We start from the raw sequence: 20433 nt of genomic DNA on the forward strand, positions 1-20433 counted from the left end.
ACATCGCGCGGCGATCGGGGCGATTCCAAGCAGGGTTTATCATAGCACAATCTTTCCGCTAATGCAAAAAGGCGGCGAATACCTCATTGCCGAGCTTCATGCCCGCATTCGTCAGCGCAGTGAATCCGTTCGCACGGCGAAGAAGTCCCTGTGTGATATATTTCTCAATCACCGCCCCATATACGGTATCAATTCTCACACCAAAGGTGCGATGAAAATCCGCCTCGTCAATCCCCTCTCGTGTACGCAGGGCGAGGAAGGCGTACTCCTCCATCGCGTTCTCTCGCGTGCGCTCCGCGTCCTCGGGGGTACGGACACTCCTGCCCGTCTGTATGGCGCGGATGTAGTTCTCCGTGTCCGGTTCGTTGCCCCAGCGTACACCGTCCACATAGCCGTGCGCCGCCGCGCCGACACCGAGGTAGGGAACGTTCCGCCAGTAGCCGAGGTTGTGACGGCTCTCATAGCCCCGCCGTGCGAAGTTCGAGATCTCGTAGCGTGCATAGCCGCGTGCGGGAAGTTCCTCCATGAGGTAGTCGTACATCTCCTCCGCCGCGTCCTCGCTCGGGAGTGCGAGCCGCCCCTGCGCCTCTGCCGCCGCGAATGACGTGCCCTCCTCGACGATCAGCCCGTAGACGGAGATGTGTTCGGGGGCGAGGGCAAGCGCTGCGTTGACGCTCGTCTTTAGGTCATCGAGCGTCTGTGTCGGCAGTCCATACATCAGGTCGAGGCTGATATTCGTGAAGCCCGCCACACGCGCCGCACGAAATGCTGTGCGTGCCTCCTCCGCTGTGTGGATGCGCCCGATGGCGCGGAGCAGTCGGTCGTCAAAGCTCTGCACGCCGAGGCTGAGGCGGGTTGCGCCCGCCGCGCGAAGCTGTGCGAGGGAGTTCACATCAACCGTGCCGGGGTTCGCCTCGACGGTGCACTCCTGCGGGAGCCCCGCTGCGGTGATGAGGGTGTGCAGGATCTCCGTGAGGAGGGCGATGGGCAATGCGGTCGGCGTGCCGCCGCCGATGTAGATGGTCGTCACATCGCCCCATCGTGCGCGAAGCGGCGGCACCTCGCGCAGGATCTCTGCCCGAAGCGCCGCCGCGTAGTCCTCCATTTCCACACGCGCGTTTTTGTCTGCGGCGGAGGAAACAAAGTCACAGTATGCACATTTTTTCACGCAGTAGGGGATGTGGGCATAGATGCCCCACGGTCTTACCTGTGCGTTATTCATCAATTTTCAGCACCGCCATAAACGCCTCCTGCGGGAGCTCCACGCTGCCGACCGCCTTCATGCGCTTTTTGCCCTCCTTCTGCTTTTCGAGCAGCTTGCGCTTGCGCGTGATGTCGCCGCCGTAGCATTTCGCCAGAACGTCCTTGCGGCGGGCGCGGACGTTCTCACGCGCGATGATCTTGCTCCCGATGGCCGCCTGGATCGGGATCTCAAACATCTGCTGCGGGATGATCTCTTTGAGTTTCGTCGCAAGCTGGCGGCCGCGCTGCGCGGCGCGGTCACGGTGGACGATGGTCGAGAGTGCGTCCACGGCATCGCCGTTGAGGAGGATGTCGAGCTTGACGAGGTTGCTCGTCTGGTAGTCGATGAGCTCGTAGTCGAGGGACGCATAGCCGCGTGTGGCGGACTTCAGGCGGTCGAAGTAGTCGTAGAGGATCTCGTTCAGCGGGATGTGGTAAACGACGGTGACGCGCGTCGCGTCGAGGTAGTCCATGGTCTGAAACACGCCGCGCTTTTCCTGCGAGATCTCCATGACCGCGCCGACGTAGTCCTTCGGGACGATGACGGTCGCCTTGACACACGGCTCCTCGATGTGGTCGATCTCGGTCTGTGGCGGGAGGTCGGCGGGGTTGCTGACCTCGACCATCGTCCCGTCCGTGCGGTAGACGTGATAGACGACGGAGGGCGCGGTCATGATGAGCCCGAGGTTGTACTCACGTTCGAGGCGTTCCTGAATCACGTCCATGTGGAGCAGCCCGAGGAAGCCGCAGCGGAAGCCGAAGCCGAGCGCGATGGAGGTCTCGGGCTCAAAGACGAGGGCGGCATCGTTGAGCTGGAGTTTTTCGAGGGCTTCGCGGAGGTTGTCGTAGTCCTTGCTGTCCTCGGGATACAGCCCGCAGAACACCATCGGGGTCACGCCGCGATAGCCGGGCAGCGCTTCTTGGGCGGGGTTCTCCGCGCTCGTCACGGTGTCGCCGACGCGCACGTCACGGACATCCTTGAGCGCGCCCGCGATAAAGCCGACCTCGCCCGTGCCGAGTGCGCCCGTGTCGACGGGCTGCGGACGGAAACATCCGACATCGGTCACGTCGAAGGTCTTGCCCGTCGCCATGAGTTTCAGCTTCATTCCCTTTTTGATTGTGCCTTCTTTCACGCGCACGTTCGCAATCACGCCCTTGTACGGGTCAAAGTACGAGTCGAAGATGAGTGCTCTGAGCGGTGCTTCGGGGTCGCCCTCCGGCGGCGGTACGAATGCAACGACGGCATCGAGCACTTCCTTGATGCCGAGCCCGGTCTTTGCCGAGGTGAGGACGGCGGCACTCGCGTCGAGCCCGATGGTGTCCTCGATCTCATTTTTCACACGCTCGGGTTCGGCGCTCGGCAGGTCGATCTTGTTGATGACGGGGACGATCTCAAGGTCGTGCTCCAACGCGAGGTAGACGTTGGCGAGGGTCTGTGCCTCCACGCCCTGTGCCGCATCCACGACGAGGAGTGCGCCCTCGCACGCGGCAAGGCTGCGCGAGACCTCGTAGTTGAAGTCGACGTGGCCGGGTGTGTCAATGAGGTTCAGCTCGTACATCGCGCCGTCCTCGCCGCGGTAGTCGAGGCGGACGGTCTGCGCCTTGATGGTGATGCCGCGCTCGCGCTCAAGATCCATGCTGTCGAGCACCTGCGCCTCCATTTCGCGCTCGCTGAGTGTGCCCGTGTACTCGATGAGGCGGTCGGCGATGGTGGATTTGCCGTGGTCGATGTGGGCGATGATGGAAAAATTGCGGATATGCTTCTGATCCATTGTGTCTCCTTCGCTTCCTTTATAGAATCACATCGAACACGTCGCGCTGCGTGTTTGTGACAAAAATCTCAATCTCTCCGCGCTCGGATGCGAGTTCCGTGCGTAATTGTTCGGCGAGAGCGGGGAGGACGGGGCTCTCCGTGCCGAAGTGACCCGCGTCGATGATGTGCATTCCCTGCTCGACGGCACGCTGCGCGTCGTGGTACTTCACATCGCCCGTGACGTAGACATCCGCGCTGCGCCGCATAGCATCGTCGATAAAGTCCGCCCCCGCACCGCCGCAGACGGCGACGCGGCGCACGGGACGCGCGGCTGCGGCGGCGAGGCGGACGTGGGACACGCCAAGACGTTCCTTCACCGTGCGCGCAAAGTCCTCGATGCTCATCGGGGTGGGGAGCGTTCCGACGCGCCCAATGCTCTCGGTCACACCGGCCTCCTGATGCGTGATGACGAAGGCGGAGAGTTTTTCGAGCCCCAGACGCGCGGCAAGCACGTCGTTCACGCCGCCGCGTGCCACGTCGAGGTTCGTATGCGCCGCCGCAACGGCGATGTTGTGCGTGACGAGGACGGCGAGACGTTTCCCAAGCGGGAGGTCGGTGCGCAGCTGCTTGATGCCGCGAAAGATCGCGGGGTGGTGTGCGACGATCATGTCCGCCCTGCGTTCGACGGCTTCCGCGACGACGGCATCGTCCACGTCAAGCGCAACGAGCACGCGCCCGATCTTCTGCGCGTAGCTGCCGACGAGGAGTCCGGGATTGTCCCAGTCCTCGGCGAGGCGGCGCGGCGCAATGCGCTCCAATGCGTTCATGATAAGCTGACAGCTGAGCATAATGACCTCCTTTTCCTCAATATAATGCAAGCATCGTCCGCAGCGCAGCAAGCAACGATACCGTTTCGCGATACTCCGCACTCTGCCGTGCTGCGGCGCTGGCATTCATGCCGTTGGCGGCACGGGTGAGCTTTGCAATCTTCCCTTCGATGTGCTCCCGCAGGAGCGGATCGCGCTTTTCGTAAAGTTTTGCGCCGATGTGGAGGAGTACGTCGTCGGGCATCGCTGCCGCACCATGCTCGGCGCGGATGATCTCATAGAGGTGTCCGCCCGCGCGTGCAAGCGCCTCGTCCGTGATGTTCCAACCGTTTCCGTAGAGCCAGCGGCGCAGCTTTGCCGCGCTGTTCATGGGCTGCAGGACGAGGGTCTGCACGTCCACAAGAACATCGGGCGCACCGGACAAAATATCCATGATAAGTGCGCCGCCCATGCCCGCAATGACGATGGATTCCGCTTCGCCCGGCGCGAGGATAGACAGCCCGTCGCCCTGCCGCACGTCGATCTCACGTGTGAGCCGCTGCGTGACGGTCGTACGCCGCGCCGCCGCGCACGCGCCCGCGCTGAGATCGCCGACGACGGCACGCGGCGCAATGCCCCTCATGACGAGCGTCGCGGCGAGATAGGCGTGGTCGCCGCCGATGTCCGCGACGGCAGTGCCGTGCGGCACAAATGCGGCAAGTGCCGCAAGACGTGCGTCGAGCTGCATCTCTTTCCCCCTCTCCTGTAACGCATAGACGGTATCTGACTGTGTGGTGCGAAGGCCCTAAACGAACCCTAGTGGAGCAAACGGGGAAAGCGTGCGTTCTGTCCCCGGCGTGCTTCTTTCGTTCAAGCGCAGCGCGTTTAAGAAGTGCGCCGGTATTTAGACAGATAAGCACGCGACCGTTTGCGCAACGAGGCGTTCGTGTGGGTCTCGCACCATAAGTACTTCTCCACAGACATAAGAAAGGAGTGTAACCTCTGCGTTACACTCCGTAATGAACAAATGGCTCCTCGAACTGGACTCGAACCAGTGACATTCTGATTAACAGTCAGACGCTCTACCGACTGAGCTATCGAGGAATGTGTCAGACACACGTATTATAAGGGCTATGCGCCGTCCTGTCAAGAAAAATGTTGCTTGCACGGGCAAAACATATGTGTTAGAATCAAAACAGGCGTTGCCATACGGTAGGCGGTCGATTCTTAGCCCCTGAGAGGGGGTTCGCTTATGGGCCCATACGAATTTCTTTCGCTGGTGTTCCTCGTTACGATTTGCATCGTGATGTCAAAAGCATAAGAACCCCGCCGCACAGTCCCCAAACGTTCGGCGGGGTTCTTATTCCAAACAACTATTGGGGCTGACCGTTTACCGGCAGTGCCCTTTTTGTATGCTTATTATACGATATTTCTCCGCACGCGTCAACTACTCCAAGAAGTCACGCAGCACCTTGCTGCGGCTCGGGTGGCGCAGCTTTCTGAGTGCCTTCGCCTCGATCTGGCGGATGCGCTCGCGCGTCACGCCGAAACTCTGCCCGACTTCCTCAAGGGTGCGCGAACGTCCGTCCTCCAGCCCGAAGCGCAGCCGCAGGACGTTCTTCTCGCGGTCGGTCAGTGTTTCCAAGACCTCCTCAAGCTGTTCCCGCAGGAGCATAAACGATGCCGCCTCGGCGGGCGCGGGTGCCGCCTCGTCCTCGATGAAGTCGCCGAGGTGGGAGTCCTCCTCCTCGCCGATCGGCGTTTCGAGGGACACGGGCTCCTGCGCGATCTTCATGATCTCATGCACACGCGCAACACTGATGCCCATTTCCTTCGCGATCTCCTCGGGACGCGGGTCGCGTCCGAGCTCCTGCAGCAGCCCGCGCGAGATGCGGATGAGCTTGTTGATCGTCTCGACCATATGAACGGGGATGCGGATGGTACGCGCCTGGTCGGCGATGGCGCGCGTGATCGCCTGCCGTATCCACCACGTCGCATACGTGCTGAACTTGTAGCCCTTGCTGTAATCGAATTTTTCGACCGCCTTCAAAAGCCCCAGGTTGCCCTCCTGGATGAGGTCGAGAAAGAGCATCCCGCGTCCGACGTAGCGTTTGGCGATGCTCACGACGAGGCGCAGGTTCGCCTCCTCCAGGCGGTGACGCGCCGTCATGTCCCCCGCCTCCATACGCTGCGCGAGCTCGACCTCCTCCTCTGCCGTCAGCAGCGGCACATGACCGATCTCCTTGAGGTACATCCGCACGGGGTCGTCGAGTGAGATGCCCTCCGGTACGGTGAGGTCGATCTCGACTTCCTCCTCCTTGCCCTCCGGCTCGTCATCCACAGGTTCTTCTTCCACAGCCGCCGGCACATCATCGACGATCTCAACGCCTTCGTCGCTGAAACGCTGGTACATATCGTCCATTTCGTCGGGGGACATCTCCTGTTTTTGCAGTGCGTCGATGAGTTCGCCGTATGTCAGCGTGCCGCCGTTCGTCTTCCCCTTGGCAAGCAGGCGTTCAATGATCTCGGCGCCCGGTGCTTTTTTCTGCTCCGTCCCCTCCGTCATAACGCTGTCCTCCTATCGTATTCGTCAGGCTCTCGCCTCAAAGATCAAAATTCCCCTGTAATTTGCGCAGACGCACGGGATGCCGCAGCTTTCGGAGCGCCTTCGCCTCGATCTGGCGGATGCGCTCGCGCGTCACGCCGAAACTCTGCCCGACCTCCTCAAGGGTGCGTGAGCGCCCGTCCTCAAGACCGAACCGCAAACGCAGCACCTCCGCCTCGCGCGGTGCGAGGGTCTTGAGAACATCCGCGATCTGCTCCTTGAGCAGCATCATCGACGCTGCATCGGCGGGATCGAGTGCCGCCTCATCCTCGATGAAGTCGCCGAGGTGGGAGTCCTCCTCCTCGCCGATCGGCGTTTCGAGGGACACGGGTTCCTGTGCGATCTTCATGATCTCGCGCACGCGCGAAGTGCTCAGCCCCATGTGCTTCGCAACCTCCTCCGGGGTCGGGTCACGCCCAAGTTCCTGCAGGAGCTGGCGCGAGATGCGGATGTATTTGTTGATCGTCTCGACCATGTGAACGGGAATGCGAATGGTACGTGCCTGGTCGGCGATGGCGCGCGTAATCGCCTGCCGTATCCACCACGTCGCGTACGTGCTGAATTTGTAGCCCTTACTGTAATCGAATTTCTCGACCGCCTTCAAAAGCCCGAGGTTGCCCTCCTGGATGAGGTCGAGAAAGAGCATCCCGCGTCCGACGTAGCGTTTGGCGATGCTCACGACAAGGCGCAGGTTTGCCTCCTCCAGGCGGTGACGCGCACGCTCGTCGCCCGCCTCCATCCGGCGTGCGAGCTCGACCTCCTCCTCTGCCGTCAGCAGCGGCACGCGTCCGATCTCCTTGAGATACATACGGACGGGGTCGTCGAGTGCGATACCCTCGGGTACGCTGAGGTCGATCTCGATCTCCGGCTCATCCGAATCCGGCGCATCGACGGACTCCGGTGGATCGTCGTCCCCGACCGCTTCTACGGCTGTATCGTCAACGATCTCGATCCCTTCGTCGTTGAATTTTTCGTACAGTGTATTCATTTCGTCGGGGGTCATGGTCTGTGTGTCAAGTGCTTCCATCAGCTCTGTGCACGTCAGTGTGCCTCCGTTTGTTTTTCCTTTTGCCGCAAGTCGATTCAATATTCCCGTTTGGTGCATCTCATCCCGTTCGATCCGTACGGCCGCTGCCTGCATCGTATCCCCCCTCCTTTCGATTCGTTTTCCGATTCCATGAAACAATTCCTGTGTATCCTATCGGTGGAATACCACCCGCACAAAAGTACCGTTCCGCTTTATTCGCGTGAATTTTCACGGGCGATTTCATCCTGTATCTTCTTCACTTCGTTTAATTCGTCAATGTATGCCGCTTTTCCTGCTTGCATCATCTCCTCGGCACAACGCGTATGACGGGCAAGCGCAGCGGTCAGATATGCGCGTCGGAGTGTGCCGAGCGCCTCCCGATAGGAGGCGGGTGTCCGCCCCTCCCCGGCGATGGCGCGGGTGAGCTCCGCCCCTGCCGCTGTAGGCTGTGCGGCGATAAAGGCGGCATCCAATGCGCCGCCTGCGGCGCTGTGCTGTTCCATGGCACGAAGGATTTCCGCCGTGCCCGCATCGGGAAAATCGGCAAGCGGAATCAAAGATAAAATTTCGGTGAGAATCGAAGGATCATGCCAAACCGCCGCAATCAGTTCGCGCCCTGCCCGCCGCAGCGGATCGTCCGGCAAATGCGCAGGGGCATCCTGCGCCGTGCTCTGCTGCGACGGCTCTGCGCCGCCGCGCCGCACATAGGCACGCAGCGCATCCGCCACCACGCCCTCGTCGAGAAAGAGCTCCGCCGCCGTCCGGCGCACATAGGCGGCACGGGTGACGGCATCCAGCTCTGCGAGCACGGGCAGCATCGCGCGGAGTGCACTGCGCTGCCCCTCCACACCGTCCGTCATGTGCGCGCGGATGTGGCGCAGACGAAAGGCGGGAACGGGGACGGCATCGCCCACGAGCGCGCGAAACGCCTCCGCGCCGTGCGTGCGGACGTACTCGTCGGGATCTTTACCGTCGGGCAGGAGGAGAACACGCACCTCGGCGGCACGTCCGCGCACCGCCGAAAGTGCGCGCAGGGTCGCCTCCTGTCCCGCCGCGTCGCTGTCGTAGCAGAACACGATGCGCGGCGCACGGCGCAGGAGCAGCGTCGCGTGTTCCTCTGTAAATGAAGTGCCGAGGGTCGCGACGACATTCAAAACGCCTGCTTCCCATGCGGCAATCGCGTCCATATAGCCCTCTACGACAATCGCCGCGCCCTCACTTGCAATCGCGCGATGTGCGCGGTCAAGCCCAAAGAGGAGCTTTCGCTTGTTAAAGACGGGGGTTTCCGCCGTGTTGAGGTATTTCGGCTGTGCATCGCCGAGCGCACGCCCGCCGAAGGCGACGATGCGCCCGCGCTCGTCCGCAATGGGGATCATGACGCGTCCCCGAAAGCGATCGTAGACGCCGTCGCCGCGCTCACGTTTCACGGCAAGCCCCGCCGTCACGAGAAGGTGTTCGGCGATGCCGCGCTTTTGGAACGCGTCGGAGAGCTTTGACCACGCGTCGGGCGCGAAGCCGATGCCATACCGCTCGATTGCCTCCGCCGTGATGCCGCGCCCCGCGAGATATGCGCGTCCCGCTTCCCCGTAACGCGTCACGGTGAGGCAGTTGTGAAAAAAGTCACGTGCAAGCGCATTAACTTTTCTGAGATCATCCAGTTCCCTAAGACGCGCCTCCGCGCGCGGATCGCGTTTCTGCGCAGGCTTTTCGATACCGAGCTGCTCCGCCTGCCGCAGGATCGCCTCAAACGGCGTGATGTGCTCGATGAGCGAGATGAATTTGAACGCGTCGCCGCCCGCGTGGCAGCCGAAGCAGTAGAAGAAGCCGTCGGCGGGCACGACGGAGAACGACGCTGTCTTTTCGTTGTGGAAGGGGCAGCAGCCCCAGTAGCGATTGCCCTTGCGCTTCAGCGGAACATACCCCTGCACGACGGCGAGGATGTCGGTCTGCGCGCGCACCTGCTGCACAAAGGCCTCCATCCTCGGGTCACGCATAGGTGTCTCCTTATTTTACTAAATGGCTCTATGGTAAATGTTACAGACGAGTGCGGACGGCGATGCTCCGTAGCAAACCCTAGTGGAGCAAGCGGAAGAGAAGGCACGTTCTGCCCCCTGCGGATTTTGACCGTCCAAGCGAAGCGCGTTTGAAATCCGCAGGTATTTCGGCAGATAAGTGCCCGACCGCTTGCGTAACGAGGGTTCTGCGAGGAGCTCGCGTGTCCGTAACATTTGACGTAGCCCCTGCTAAATCGGTTTGAATGTCATCTGATCCACGGGCGGGATGTAGATCTCGCGAAAGAGCGCGACGGCGAAGCTGTCCGTCAGCCCCGCCACATAGTCCACCACGCACTGCTCGCGCCCCCAACGCTCCGCGCGCGCGATGAACTCGGGCGGCAACGTGTGGAAATACACGGTGAAGTGATCCATCAGGGCGCGCAGGACGAAGCCCGCCTGTGCGCGCTCGTGTGCAAGCGCTTTGGAGTGGTAGATGCGCTCGAACATAAAGGAGCGGAACGCATCCATCACGCGCTGCACCCCGTCCGAAAGAGCGGCATCGCCGCACGCCTCCGAGGTCACGATCATATCAGACACCATGCTCGTGATCATCGCGGAGGTGTCCGTGCCGAACGCGTCACGCACCTCGGCGGGCAGTTCCTCGGGCGTGAGCAGCCCCGCGCGGATGCTGTCGTCGTAGTCGTGGCAGAGGTAGGCAATGCGGTCGGCGATGCGCACGATCCGCCCCTCGAACGTCTGCGGCACGCCCTTGCCCGTATGGTTCAGGATGCCGTCGCGCACCGCTCCCGTGAGGTTCAGCCCGTGCCCGCCGCGTTCCAGGACTTCGACCATGCGCAGACTCTGCTCGTTGTGGGAAAAATGCCCCGTAATCTCCTCCACGACCGCCTCACCCGCGTGCCCGAACGGCGTGTGTCCGACATCGTGACCGAGGGCGACCGCCTCCGTCAGATCCTCGTTGAGGCGCAGCGCACGCGCAATCGTGCGCGAGATCTGCGCCACCTCAAGGCTGTGCGTCATGCGCGTGCGGTAGTGATCGCCCGCGACGATGTAGACCTGCGTCTTGTGCTTGAGCCGTCGGAATGATTTGGAGTGGAGAATGCGGTCACGGTCGCGCTGAAACTTCGTGCGAAAGGGACACTCCTCCATCGGGTGACTGCGCGTTGCCGCTCTGCTCCGCGCCGCCAGAGGTGAGAGGAGTGTGTCCTCCTGCGTCTCAAGCCGTTCTCGGACGGTCAAGGCTGCCACCTCCCGCCTATTTGACGACCATGACGGGGATCTTTGCCTCCTCGATCACCTTCTGGCTGACACTGCCGATGAGCACGCCCTTCAGCAGTCCGAGCCCGCGGCTGCCCATGATAATCATGTCGCTGCCCGCCTCGTCTGCGACCTCCAGGATGCTCCGCGCGACATGGCCGCTCTTGACGTGCTTGCGCGCCTTGCGGCTCTCTGAGAGTTTTTCCCAGATGCGGTCAAAGACGATGTGGCTCGGAATGTCCTTGTTGATGTTGCTCGCGACATAGACAAAATCCAGTTCGGCATCGCATTTCTCCGCAAAGTACAGCGCCTCATCGACCGCCTTGCAGCCGCCCACCGATCCATCGACCGGAACGAGGATCTTTTTGATCGCACTCATCATAACCCCTCCTAAATCATGTTTTAACAAGAAAGATTTCCTAAGGTATCAGTATATTTCGATGATTGGGATGTAAAATCCTCTCTCCGCGAAAAAAAAGTATTGCAGAACAAACGGCTCTGGAGAGTGCAGCCCCAGAGCGAACCCTAGTGAAGCAAGTGAGTAAAGCGTGCGGTACGCCCCGGCGTACTTCTTTCGTTCAAGCGAAGCGCGTTTAAGGAAGCACTGATAAATTCAGCCACGCCATCTTGACGCATCTTTTTTGCCCGCACTGTGTCGGCAAATCCTCCACATAGCCCTTGCTATGCGTCCGGTTTGCCTCCTTGTTCGGACGAAAAATCTACGCCAATCTGACGAACTTCATTTTATCAGCGATTCCTTAAGAAGTGCGCCGGTATTTAAGCGTACAAGCACGCGATCACTTGCGTAACGAGGCGTTCGTGAGGGGCGCACATACAGAGAGACTTTTCTGTTTAACGTCCTACAACATCCCTTCCTCGGAAAAACTAAAGAACGCCGCGCTCCCGAGGATCACGTGATCGGTCACAGGGATGCCGAGCAGTGCGCCCGCCTCCTTGAGTGTGCGCGTGAGCCGGTGATCCTCCGCGCTCGGCGCAGGGTCGCCGCTCGGATGGTTGTGCGCGAGGATGATGTGCGCCGCACCGCAGCGGATCGCCGGCTCGTACACCTCGCGCGGATGAACAAGCGTATGCGTGAGCGTGCCGACGGAAATATCCGCGACCATCAGCACCTCGTTCTTCGAGGTGAGCGGCAGGACGAGGAAATGCTCGCGCTTCTGCCCATGGCAGCGCGAGCGCAGCAGTTCATAGACATCCGCCGCCGCGCGGATGCGCGGGCGGCGCTGCGCCGTCTGCTGTGCGCGTCTGCCCAGTTCGAGCGCAGCGAGTACGGTCGCCGCCTTTGCCATGCCGATGCCGGGGATGCGCGCGAACTCGGCGGCGGGCATCGCAAGGATCGCGGAGAGTCCCATCTCGCGAAACCGCGCGACAATGCCGTGCGCCAGTTCGAGCACGTTCTCCCCCGCGCGTCCCGTCCGGAGGAGAATCGCAAGCAGTTCCGCATCGCTGAGTGCCAATGCGCCGCGCTCGATCAGGCGCTCGCGTGGGCGTTCCCCCTGCGGCAGCTCACGCAGATTCATCGCCGTCCTCCATCGCAATCCCCGCCGTCCGTGCCAGTGTCGCAACCGCATGGAGCGGCAGCCCGACGACGTTCGAGAACGAGCCGCAGAGCTCCTCGATGTAGATCGCCGCACGTCCTTGGATCGCGTACGCGCCCGCCTTGCCCATCGGCTCGCCCGTAGCGACGTAGGCGGCGATCTCCGCCGCCGTCATCGGGGCGAAGCGCACAATGCTCTCCACCGCATCCGTATAGGCGTGCCCGTCCTTTACCCACGCAATCCCCGTGAGTACGGTATGCTGCCGCCCTTCGAGCAAGGAGAGCACATGACGTGCCTCGGCGGCATCGCGTGGCTTTCCGAACGACTGCCCATGCAGCACGACGGCAGTATCCGCGCCGAGGATGGCATGGTCGGGGTACTCCTCCGCCACCTTGCGCGCCTTCAGCAGCGCGTTTCGAATCACGGCATCGCGCGGGTGTTCCGAATCCCTCACCTCGTCCACAGCCGGCGTGATCGAAACAAACGCCGCACCGATCTGCCGCAGGAGGGCACGCCGTCGGGGTGATGCAGATGCCAGTATGAACATAGCTCATCCTCCCGCCGCCCGCAACGGGGCAAAAAGAGACACCGAAACTGTGCCGGTGTCTCCACAAATTTCTCTATAAAATTGATTCGCCCTTGTATACGCTTTTTCCTGCCAATGATTTAGGAAGCACTGATAAATTCAGCACCTCTATCTTGACGCATCTTTTTTGCCCGAACTTCGGCGGAAAATCCTCCACAGAGCACAACTCTGCGTCCGGTTTTCCACCTTGTTCGGACGAAAAATCTACGCCAATCTGAAGGACTTCATTTTATCAGCGATTCCTTTACAACAAATACCGCAGATAGACATAGACCGTCGAAAGAACAATGGTCAGAATCATGAGCGGGAAGCCGATTTTGAAATAGCGGATGAAGCTGATGTGTACGCCGCGCTCCGCCGCCATGCCCGCCACGATGAGGTTTGCGGACGCGCCGACGAGCGTGCCGTTGCCGCCGAGACAGGCGCCGAGCGCGAGCGACCACCAGAGCGGCTCCAAGTTCGTAATGCCCATCGCGCCCATGTTCTGAATCAGCGGAATCATCGTCGCGACAAACGGGATGTTGTCGAGCACCGACGAGATAATCGCGCTCATCCAGAGAATCAGCAGCGATGTCGCCGTCATGTCTCCCCCGGTTGCTTCTACGGCATTTTCAGCCAACTGCGCGATAATGCCGACCTCGATCAACCCGCCAACCGCAATAAAGAGACCGATGAAGAAGAAGATGGTCGGCCACTCGACCGCGTGCATCGCCTTTTCCACGAGGTGTTCGCTACCGCCCGCGAGCAGCAGCAGGAGGAAGCCACCCGTGAGCGCAATGAGGGACGATTCGATGTGGGTAAAGGAGTGTGTGAAAAATCCGAGGATCGTAAGCCCCAGCACAAAGAGCGAACGCTTTAAGAGGCTGTGATCCGTGATTGCCGCCTTCTCGTCCATCTGCATGAGCTGCGCTTTGAGTTCCGGCGTTGTAACGAGACTCTTGCGGTAGAGTGCGGACATGATGAACATGACGACCACCATGCATAGAATGGCGATCGGTGCGAGGTGCTCGATGAACATGACGAAGGTCAGTTCCTTCACCGCGCTGCCGATCATGATGTTCGGCGGGTCGCCGATGAGCGTCGCCGTGCCGCCGATGTTCGAGGCGATGATCTGCGTGAGAAGATACGGCATGGGGTCGAGCCGGAGGATCGTGGTGATGCTGAACGTGACCGGCACCATGAGGAGCACGGTCGTCACATTGTCGAGAAAGGCGGAGAATACCGCCGTAATCACGCACAGATAGACGAGGATGCGGCGCGGCTCCGCCTTTGCCGCCTTCGCCGCCGCGATCGCCACGTAGTCGAACAGTCCCGTTTCCTTCGTTACGCCGACGAGCACCATCATGCCGACGAGCAGCCCCAGTGTTTCAAAGTCGACGTGGTGCAGCGCCGTTTCCTGTGAGAGGATGCCGAGCAGCATCATGAGCACCGCGCCGATCATCGCGGCGACCGTGCGGTGAATTTTTTCCGAGACGATCACCATATACATCACAACAAAAATAATCGCGGCCAACGTTTCCATGTAAGCGCCTCCTTGGTCTGAAGGTGTTGCATTTTGCGGGCGACATACACAGACCGCCGCCACGCACGACTTTGTTCATTTTATCACATAGTCCAAAAATATGACAAGTTTTTTTCCACGTACAATTTTATACGCACACAAAAGGAGCAGCAATATGAGGTCAGATTGCCTCGTATCGTTGCTCCTTGTGTCATTGGATATAAGGAAGCACTGATAAATTCAGCACTACCATCTTAGCGCATCTTTTTTGCCCGCTTTTCGTTAGCAAATCCTCCACATAGCTCTGGCTATGCGTCCGGTTTGCTGCCTCAATCGGACAGAAAAATCTACGCCAATCTGGCAGACTTCATTTTATCAGCGATTCCATAAAAGCTCTCCTCGTTCAAGGCGCCCCCTCAGTCGAGGCGCACTCCCTCGATGCTAATATCGCGTGCCGCCGCAAAGCGATAGATGCCAAGCGTTGCCGTCGGGACGGGACGCGGCAAGCCGAAGACATAGACCTCCTGCCCGAAGCCCATATCAAAACGCGGCGCGGCATCCTGCACGAGCGAGGCGAGAAGTCCGCCCGGCAGTGCTGCGGCATGGATGGTGAAGGCAGTCGCGTTGCCCGCCGCCTGCCCAATGCGGTAGTTGCCGACGACGCCGTCGCTCGTGCTGCCAATGCGCCCTGTGAGCCCATAGCTGCCCGGCGTATCGGTATTCGTCAGCGTCGTGCCAAATGTGATGCCGTCCGTACCGAATACGCGCTCGTCCTCGCCGTCCGCGAAGCCCTCCGCACGCCCCGTAAAGGAGGGCAGCGCCTCGCCCTGCACAATGCTCTGCGCGTCGGCAGTCAGCGTGAGGTCGCGGTGCGTGATTGTGCCCGTGCCTGTGAGCGTATCTGTGCTCAGACGATAGTTCCCCGCGCCCGCACCCGTGAGCGTCAGCCCCGTAAAGTTCACGGTTTTGCCCGTGCCCGCATTCTTGTCCGTGTATGTCCCCGCGCCCGTGATTGTGATTCCTGCGCCCTCACCGTCTGCAAAATTCGTGAGGGTGTAGTTCGTCCCCTTCGTGAGCGACTGCGTGACGTTTGCATTCCCGTCATACGTCTTGTCAAAGCGCGCGCCGCTCGTGAGTGCGAGATTCAGCTGCTTCGGCGAAATCGTTCCCGTACCCGTGAGCGCGGTCTTGTTCAGCACATAGTTCCCCGCGCCCGTGCCCGTGAGCGTCAGCCCGCCAAAGGTCACGGCTTTGTTTGCGGCGGCATTCTTGTCGGCATATTTTCCTGTGACGGTATCAAGTTCGATGCCCGCGCCCTCGCCCGTGACAAAGCCGTTGAGATTGTAGTTCGTCCCCTTCGTGAGCGTCTGCGTGACGTTCGCCGTGCCGTCGTACGTCTTGTCAAAGCGTGCGCCATTCGCGAGCGCGAGGTTCAGCTCCCTCGGCGTAATCCTGCCCGCGTTCTCAAAGGTCTTGTTCGCTGCAAGCGTATAGTTCGCCGCGCCCGAACCCGTGAGCGCGAGGTTCCTAAACGTGACGTTCTGCTGCGCGCCCGCCGCCTGTGCGTTCGCGGTCGCGTATGCGCCCTGTGCGGCGGATTCGTTCAGCGTGACAATGTCCGTGCCCTCGCCCTCGACCACGCCCGCAAGCCGATAGTTCGTACCGCGCACGAGGTTCTGCGTCACGGTCGCGTTGCCGTCGTATATCTTGGTGAACTGCGTGCCCGCCGTCCCTTCGAGCGTCAGCGTCTTCCTTGCGATGTCACCCGTTGTCGTGAGGGTGGTCGCAGAGAGGGAATAGTTCCCCGCGCCCGCCCCCGTGAGCGTCAGCCCGCCAAAGGTCACGGCTTTGCCCGTGCCCGCGTTCTTGTCCGCATATGTGCCTGTGACAGGTGCAAGTGCGATGTCTGCGCCCTCGCCGCTTACGAAATTCGTGAGCGTATAGTTCCTGTCCTTCGTGAGCGACTGCGTGACGTTTGCCGTGCCGTCATACATCTTGTCAAAGCGTGCGCCGCTCGTAAGTGCGAGATTCAGCTGCTTCGGCGAAATCGTGCCTATGCCCGTGAGCGAGGTCTTGTTCAGCACATAGTTCCCCGCGCCCGTGCCCGTGAGCGTCAGCCCGTCAAAGGTGACGGCTTTATCTCTGGCGGCATTCTTGTCGGCGTATTTTCCTGTGACGGCAGAGAGTTCGATGCCCGCGCCCTCGCCCGTGATAAAGCCCGTGAGGCTGTAGTTCCCATCCTTCGTGAGCGACTGCGCGACGTTCGCATTCCCATCGTAGGTCTTATCAAAGCGTGCGCCATTCGCGAGCGCGAGATTCAGCTCCTTCGGCGTGATCCTGTATGTGCTGCCGATGAGGTCATAGCCGAACGCATCACTGTAGATGCCGCTCGCATCGCGTGTACCGACATTCTTCTCAAGGGCAGTATCCGAAAGAATGTGCGCGTCCCCGTCCCCGAATGTTTTGCCGTCATAGACTTTCGCAAGGCGCTTCGTGCCCTTCATCAGTGCCGTGAGCATGGGCGTGGTCTTGCCCTCGTAGATGCGCCACGGCGTTCCCTTGCCGCCCTCGGTGGCGACGAGGGCGGTGCCGTTCGCGTCCTTCCAGTCCGTGTATGTCGCCGCCAGCTTCATATCCGCCTCGGCAGCAAATTTGACATCCGTCGTCACGTCAGCCCCATTGCTCGATGCGCCGACTGCCTGCCCTGCGCTGCCCGACTTCCATACGGCATGGCGAATGCTGCCGCCGAGCGCCTGCCCCACAATGCCGCCGACCTTCTGATTCCCTGTGACCGTCCCCGTATTCCATGCATGCTGAAGGGTACTGTCATCTATCGCCCCCACAATGCCGCCGACCAGCTTACTCCCTGTGATAGTGCCCGTATTGCAGACATTCTGAATCTTAGCAGCCTCACTTGCATATCCCACAACACCGCCGGCGATCTGATCTGTCCCGCTGACTGCGCCCGTATTGCAGACATTCTGAATCTTAGCAGCCTCACTTGCATATCCCACAATGCCGCCGACGACCTGATCTCCATTGACCCTGCCGGCGTATGAGACGTTCCGAATCTCAGTGTCGTCCGCCCGTCCCACAATGCCGCCGACCACATAGTTCCCCTTCACATTGCCGTCCACGAGGGAGAGATTCTCAATGCGTGCCCCGCTGGCATAGCCAAACAGCCCTTGAAAATTCTCATGCGGACGATTGATATACAGCCCCCGCAGCGCGTGCCCCGCGCCGTCGAATCGTCCCGTAAATTGCGTGCTAAAATTTTCTCCAATCGGAAGGAAGCCCTCTATGCCATACACAGTACTGTTCCATGTATTTGTGACACCTGCGTCGATGTCGCCCGCGAGGATGTATCTGCCATCCAGCTTCGCATTCATATTCTGCAGGTCGTAGACGGTATGCACGCGCATATAGTCATAGTCCGTATGCGCCGTGCCGCCGAGGTTCGCTACATCCCATCCGCGCGATTTTGCAGATGCCTTGTGATGGTCGGCATTCGTGCTCGCGTAGTCGAAAACCTGATACGGCGTCGCTGCGCCGTTCACGTCGATGTTCTCCGTCGTTTTATGCCCGACATCGTAGCCGATGTGCGGGGTGTTTTCACTGCGGATGGTGACCGCGTTGCCCGTGAGCGCCGTGCCGTCTGTGTTCTGTATGTCATCCGTATTGAGGACTTTGACGTTCTTGCCCTCGATGTAGAGTTTGCTCGCCTGCACCGTGCCAAGGTTCAGCACATTGCCGTACTGTGTGCTCGCTGAGAGTGGACTATTACCCCCCCATGATGTACCCGCCGCGCTTGCAACAGCGTCGACATTCGCCGTCGAGAGGTAGAGCGCACCCGTATTGACCTCGGAGCCTTTGGCGAAGAGGATGCCGTGCGGATTCACGAGATAGACGTTCCTGCCGCCCTCGATTGTGCCGTAGATGTTCGATGCGCCCTCGCCCGTGACGAGGTTCAGATAGTCGCGCTCCTGATTGCCGCCGTCAAAGCGTACCTTCTCGCCCGAGTCGATGGAGAAGTCCTCCCAGCGGAGCACATTGTGCTCGGTCTTGCCCGTGATGTCCATAGTTGTGCCGCTCGTGGAGATATTCGCCTCCCCCGCATTTGTCGCGGCGTGTGCGCCCTCGATGGGCAGCGCGTACGCGTGCGGCACGGCAAACGGCGCGGCGATACTCCCCGCAACGAGCGCACAGAGGAGTGTGCGGCGCAGATGTGCATTTGATGAGGCTTTCATATTGCGACTTCCTTTCTCTATCCGAACCGATCATATTCCGTTGGTTCTAAGGAAGCACTGATAAATTCAGCACCGCCATCTTGACGCATCTTTTTTGCCCGCACTGTGTCGGCAAATCCTCCACATAGCTTTGGCTATGCGTCCGGTTTGCCTTCTTGTTCGGACGAAAAAATCTACGCCAATCTGACGGACTTCATTTTATCAGCGATTCCCTAAGTGTTTTCTTATATTATAGCATTTTTATGGATGTATCACACAAAATTGCAGAAAGTGACGATAACATACACGAAAGTGATGTGTTTCATCGCGTCGCAGAATCGAGAATGCATTGCAACAGGGGATGCTGCACGAGTCAAAACGACTTCGCGCAACATCCCCTGTTTGTGTTGGCGCTCCAAGAGTCTGTATTCTTACCGCCGCAGACTCGCCCCGTTCGTCGCAATAACGTCCCTATACCACGCGAACGATTTCTTGCGATACCGCGCGAGCGTCCCCGTCCCGTCGTCGTTCCTGTCAACGTAGATGAAGCCGTAGCGCTTGCTCATCTGCGCCGTGGACGCGCTCACGAGGTCGATGCAGCCCCACGTCGTATAGCCCATCACGGGCACGCCGTCGGCGATCGCCTCCTCCACCTGCACGAGATGATCGTTCAGATAGTCGATGCGATAGTCGTCCGTGACCGTCCTGCCGCCCGCACCGTCCGCGACGAGCACATCCTTCGCGCCCAGCCCATTCTCGACGATAAAGAGCGGCTTCTGCCAGCGGTCATAGTAGCGGTTGAGCACGAGGCGCAGCCCCTGCGGGTCGATCTGCCAGCCCCAGTCACTCGCCTTGAGATACGGATTCTTCTTTCCGCCGAGGATATTGCCGCCGCCCGCCGTTCCGCCCGCGCCCTCGCAGATGCTGACATAGTAGCTGAACGAAACGAAGTCCACCGTATGCTCCCGCAGCAGCCGCAGCTCCTCCTCCGTCGCACGGATCTCGATGCCGTTCTCGCGGAAGTAGCGTTTCATATAGCCGGGATACACGCCGCGTACGTGCATATCGCCAAAGAAATCATTGAAATGCTCCGCCTGCATCACCGCAATCATATCATCGGGCGCAGGGGTCAGCGGATATGTCGGCATCGCGAGAATCATGCAGCCGATCTGAGCCTCGGGGATGATCTCGTGCCCGATCTTCGTCGCGAGTGCCGAGGCGACGAACTCATGGTGACACGCCTGATAGAGGTCTTGGAGGGACAGCTCCGATTTCGGTGTCAGAATCCCGCCCGAGAGCAGCGGCTCATGCAGCACGGAATTGATCTCGTTGAACGTCAGCCAGTATTTTACTTTATCCCGATAGCGCGTGAAGATCGTCCGCACATACCGCTCGTAGAAGCCGATGAGGTCGTGGTTCATCCAGCCGTTGTAGGCTTTCGCCAGATGCAACGGCGTCTCGTAGTGCGAGATCGTCACGAGCGGCTCGATGCCGTATTTCCGGCACTCGTCAAAGAGATCGTCGTAGAACTGCAAGCCCTTTTCGTTCGGCTCGGCATCGTCCCCGTTCGGGTAGATGCGGCTCCATGCGATCGACGTGCGAAAGACCTTGAACCCCATCTCGGCAAAGAGGGCGATGTCCTCCTTGTACCGATGGTAGAAGTCAATCGCTGTGAGTTTCAGATTGTCCGCCGTCGGCTCCTCGGTCGGTGCGCCCGTGATGCCGTGCGGCATGATGTCCTGGATGTCGACACCCTTGCCGTCCGCGTTGTACGCGCCCTCACACTGGTTCGCCGCGACCGCGCCGCCCCAGAGAAAATCCTTTGGAAATGCCATATTGTGCTCCTTTGCCGCAACATTGCC

16 protein-coding genes and 1 tRNA gene are annotated in these 20433 nt (G+C 60.2%); all 17 read right to left on the minus strand.

Annotated features, from left to right (window positions below; translation table 11 throughout):
* Positions 1–58 precede the first annotated feature (58 nt).
* Positions 59–1222: a radical SAM family heme chaperone HemW gene (gene hemW, locus QU667_RS10445; protein WP_304987112.1), complete on the minus strand. Its 1164-nt coding sequence runs from the start codon at positions 1220–1222 to the stop codon at positions 59–61.
* Entirely contained in the window at positions 1215–3014 is a 1800-nt protein-coding gene (lepA, locus tag QU667_RS10450; RefSeq protein WP_304987113.1) for a translation elongation factor 4, read from the minus strand. The genes hemW and lepA overlap by 8 nt, the downstream gene beginning before the upstream one ends.
* Positions 3015–3033: 19 nt before the next feature.
* Positions 3034–3843 (minus strand): Nif3-like dinuclear metal center hexameric protein, encoded by an 810-nt coding sequence (locus QU667_RS10455; RefSeq protein WP_304987114.1) that lies wholly within the window; start codon positions 3841–3843, stop codon positions 3034–3036.
* A gap of 16 nt (positions 3844–3859) precedes the next feature.
* A complete protein-coding gene (locus QU667_RS10460) occupies positions 3860–4549 on the minus strand; it encodes a tRNA (adenine(22)-N(1))-methyltransferase (protein WP_304987115.1) in 690 nt (229 codons plus the stop codon).
* Positions 4550–4829: 280 nt separating this feature from the next.
* Positions 4830–4905, minus strand: a tRNA-Asn gene (locus QU667_RS10465).
* 343 nt (positions 4906–5248) lie between these two features.
* Positions 5249–6367: an RNA polymerase sigma factor RpoD gene (gene rpoD / locus QU667_RS10470; RefSeq protein ID WP_304987116.1), complete on the minus strand. Its 1119-nt coding sequence runs from the start codon at positions 6365–6367 to the stop codon at positions 5249–5251.
* 37 nt (positions 6368–6404) lie between these two features.
* Positions 6405–7547, minus strand: coding sequence for an RNA polymerase sigma factor RpoD (rpoD, locus tag QU667_RS10475; protein WP_304987117.1), 1143 nt, complete (start codon positions 7545–7547; stop codon positions 6405–6407).
* A gap of 98 nt (positions 7548–7645) precedes the next feature.
* Complete coding sequence (dnaG, locus tag QU667_RS10480; RefSeq protein ID WP_304987118.1) at positions 7646–9427, minus strand: DNA primase; 1782 nt, start codon at positions 9425–9427, stop codon at positions 7646–7648.
* 249 nt (positions 9428–9676) lie between these two features.
* The gene (locus QU667_RS10485; RefSeq protein WP_304987119.1) at positions 9677–10684 is read right to left on the minus strand and encodes a deoxyguanosinetriphosphate triphosphohydrolase; all 1008 of its coding nucleotides are present in this window, start codon (positions 10682–10684) and stop codon (positions 9677–9679) included.
* A gap of 16 nt (positions 10685–10700) precedes the next feature.
* Positions 10701–11084 carry a universal stress protein gene (locus tag QU667_RS10490; RefSeq protein WP_304987120.1) on the minus strand — a complete coding sequence of 128 codons (384 nt, stop codon included), beginning with the start codon at positions 11082–11084 and terminating at the stop codon, positions 10701–10703.
* Positions 11085–11295: 211 nt separating this feature from the next.
* Entirely contained in the window at positions 11296–11421 is a 126-nt protein-coding gene (locus tag QU667_RS10495) for a secretion protein HlyD (protein WP_304988456.1), read from the minus strand.
* A 141-nt stretch (positions 11422–11562) separates the two neighbouring features.
* Positions 11563–12240 (minus strand): RadC family protein, encoded by a 678-nt coding sequence (radC, locus tag QU667_RS10500; RefSeq protein ID WP_304987121.1) that lies wholly within the window; start codon positions 12238–12240, stop codon positions 11563–11565.
* On the minus strand, positions 12227–12805 hold the full coding sequence (locus tag QU667_RS10505; protein ID WP_304987122.1) for a Maf family protein: 579 nt from the start codon (positions 12803–12805) through the stop codon (positions 12227–12229). Before QU667_RS10505 ends, radC begins: the two co-directional genes overlap by 14 nt.
* A 283-nt stretch (positions 12806–13088) precedes the next feature.
* Positions 13089–14366, minus strand: coding sequence for an ArsB/NhaD family transporter (locus QU667_RS10510; RefSeq protein WP_304987123.1), 1278 nt, complete (start codon positions 14364–14366; stop codon positions 13089–13091).
* A 190-nt stretch (positions 14367–14556) separates the two neighbouring features.
* The gene (locus tag QU667_RS11610; protein ID WP_425541883.1) at positions 14557–14709 is read right to left on the minus strand and encodes a secretion protein HlyD; all 153 of its coding nucleotides are present in this window, start codon (positions 14707–14709) and stop codon (positions 14557–14559) included.
* A gap of 52 nt (positions 14710–14761) precedes the next feature.
* Positions 14762–18592: a YDG domain-containing protein gene (locus tag QU667_RS10515; RefSeq protein ID WP_304987124.1), complete on the minus strand. Its 3831-nt coding sequence runs from the start codon at positions 18590–18592 to the stop codon at positions 14762–14764.
* Between the two features lie 410 nt (positions 18593–19002).
* Entirely contained in the window at positions 19003–20406 is a 1404-nt protein-coding gene (locus tag QU667_RS10525) for a glycoside hydrolase family 1 protein (RefSeq protein WP_304987125.1), read from the minus strand.
* Between the last annotated feature and the right edge of the window lie 27 nt (positions 20407–20433).

The sequence above is a fragment of the Selenomonas dianae genome, assembly GCF_030644225.1.
Taxonomy (GTDB): Bacteria; Bacillota; Negativicutes; order Selenomonadales; family Selenomonadaceae; genus Centipeda; species Centipeda dianae.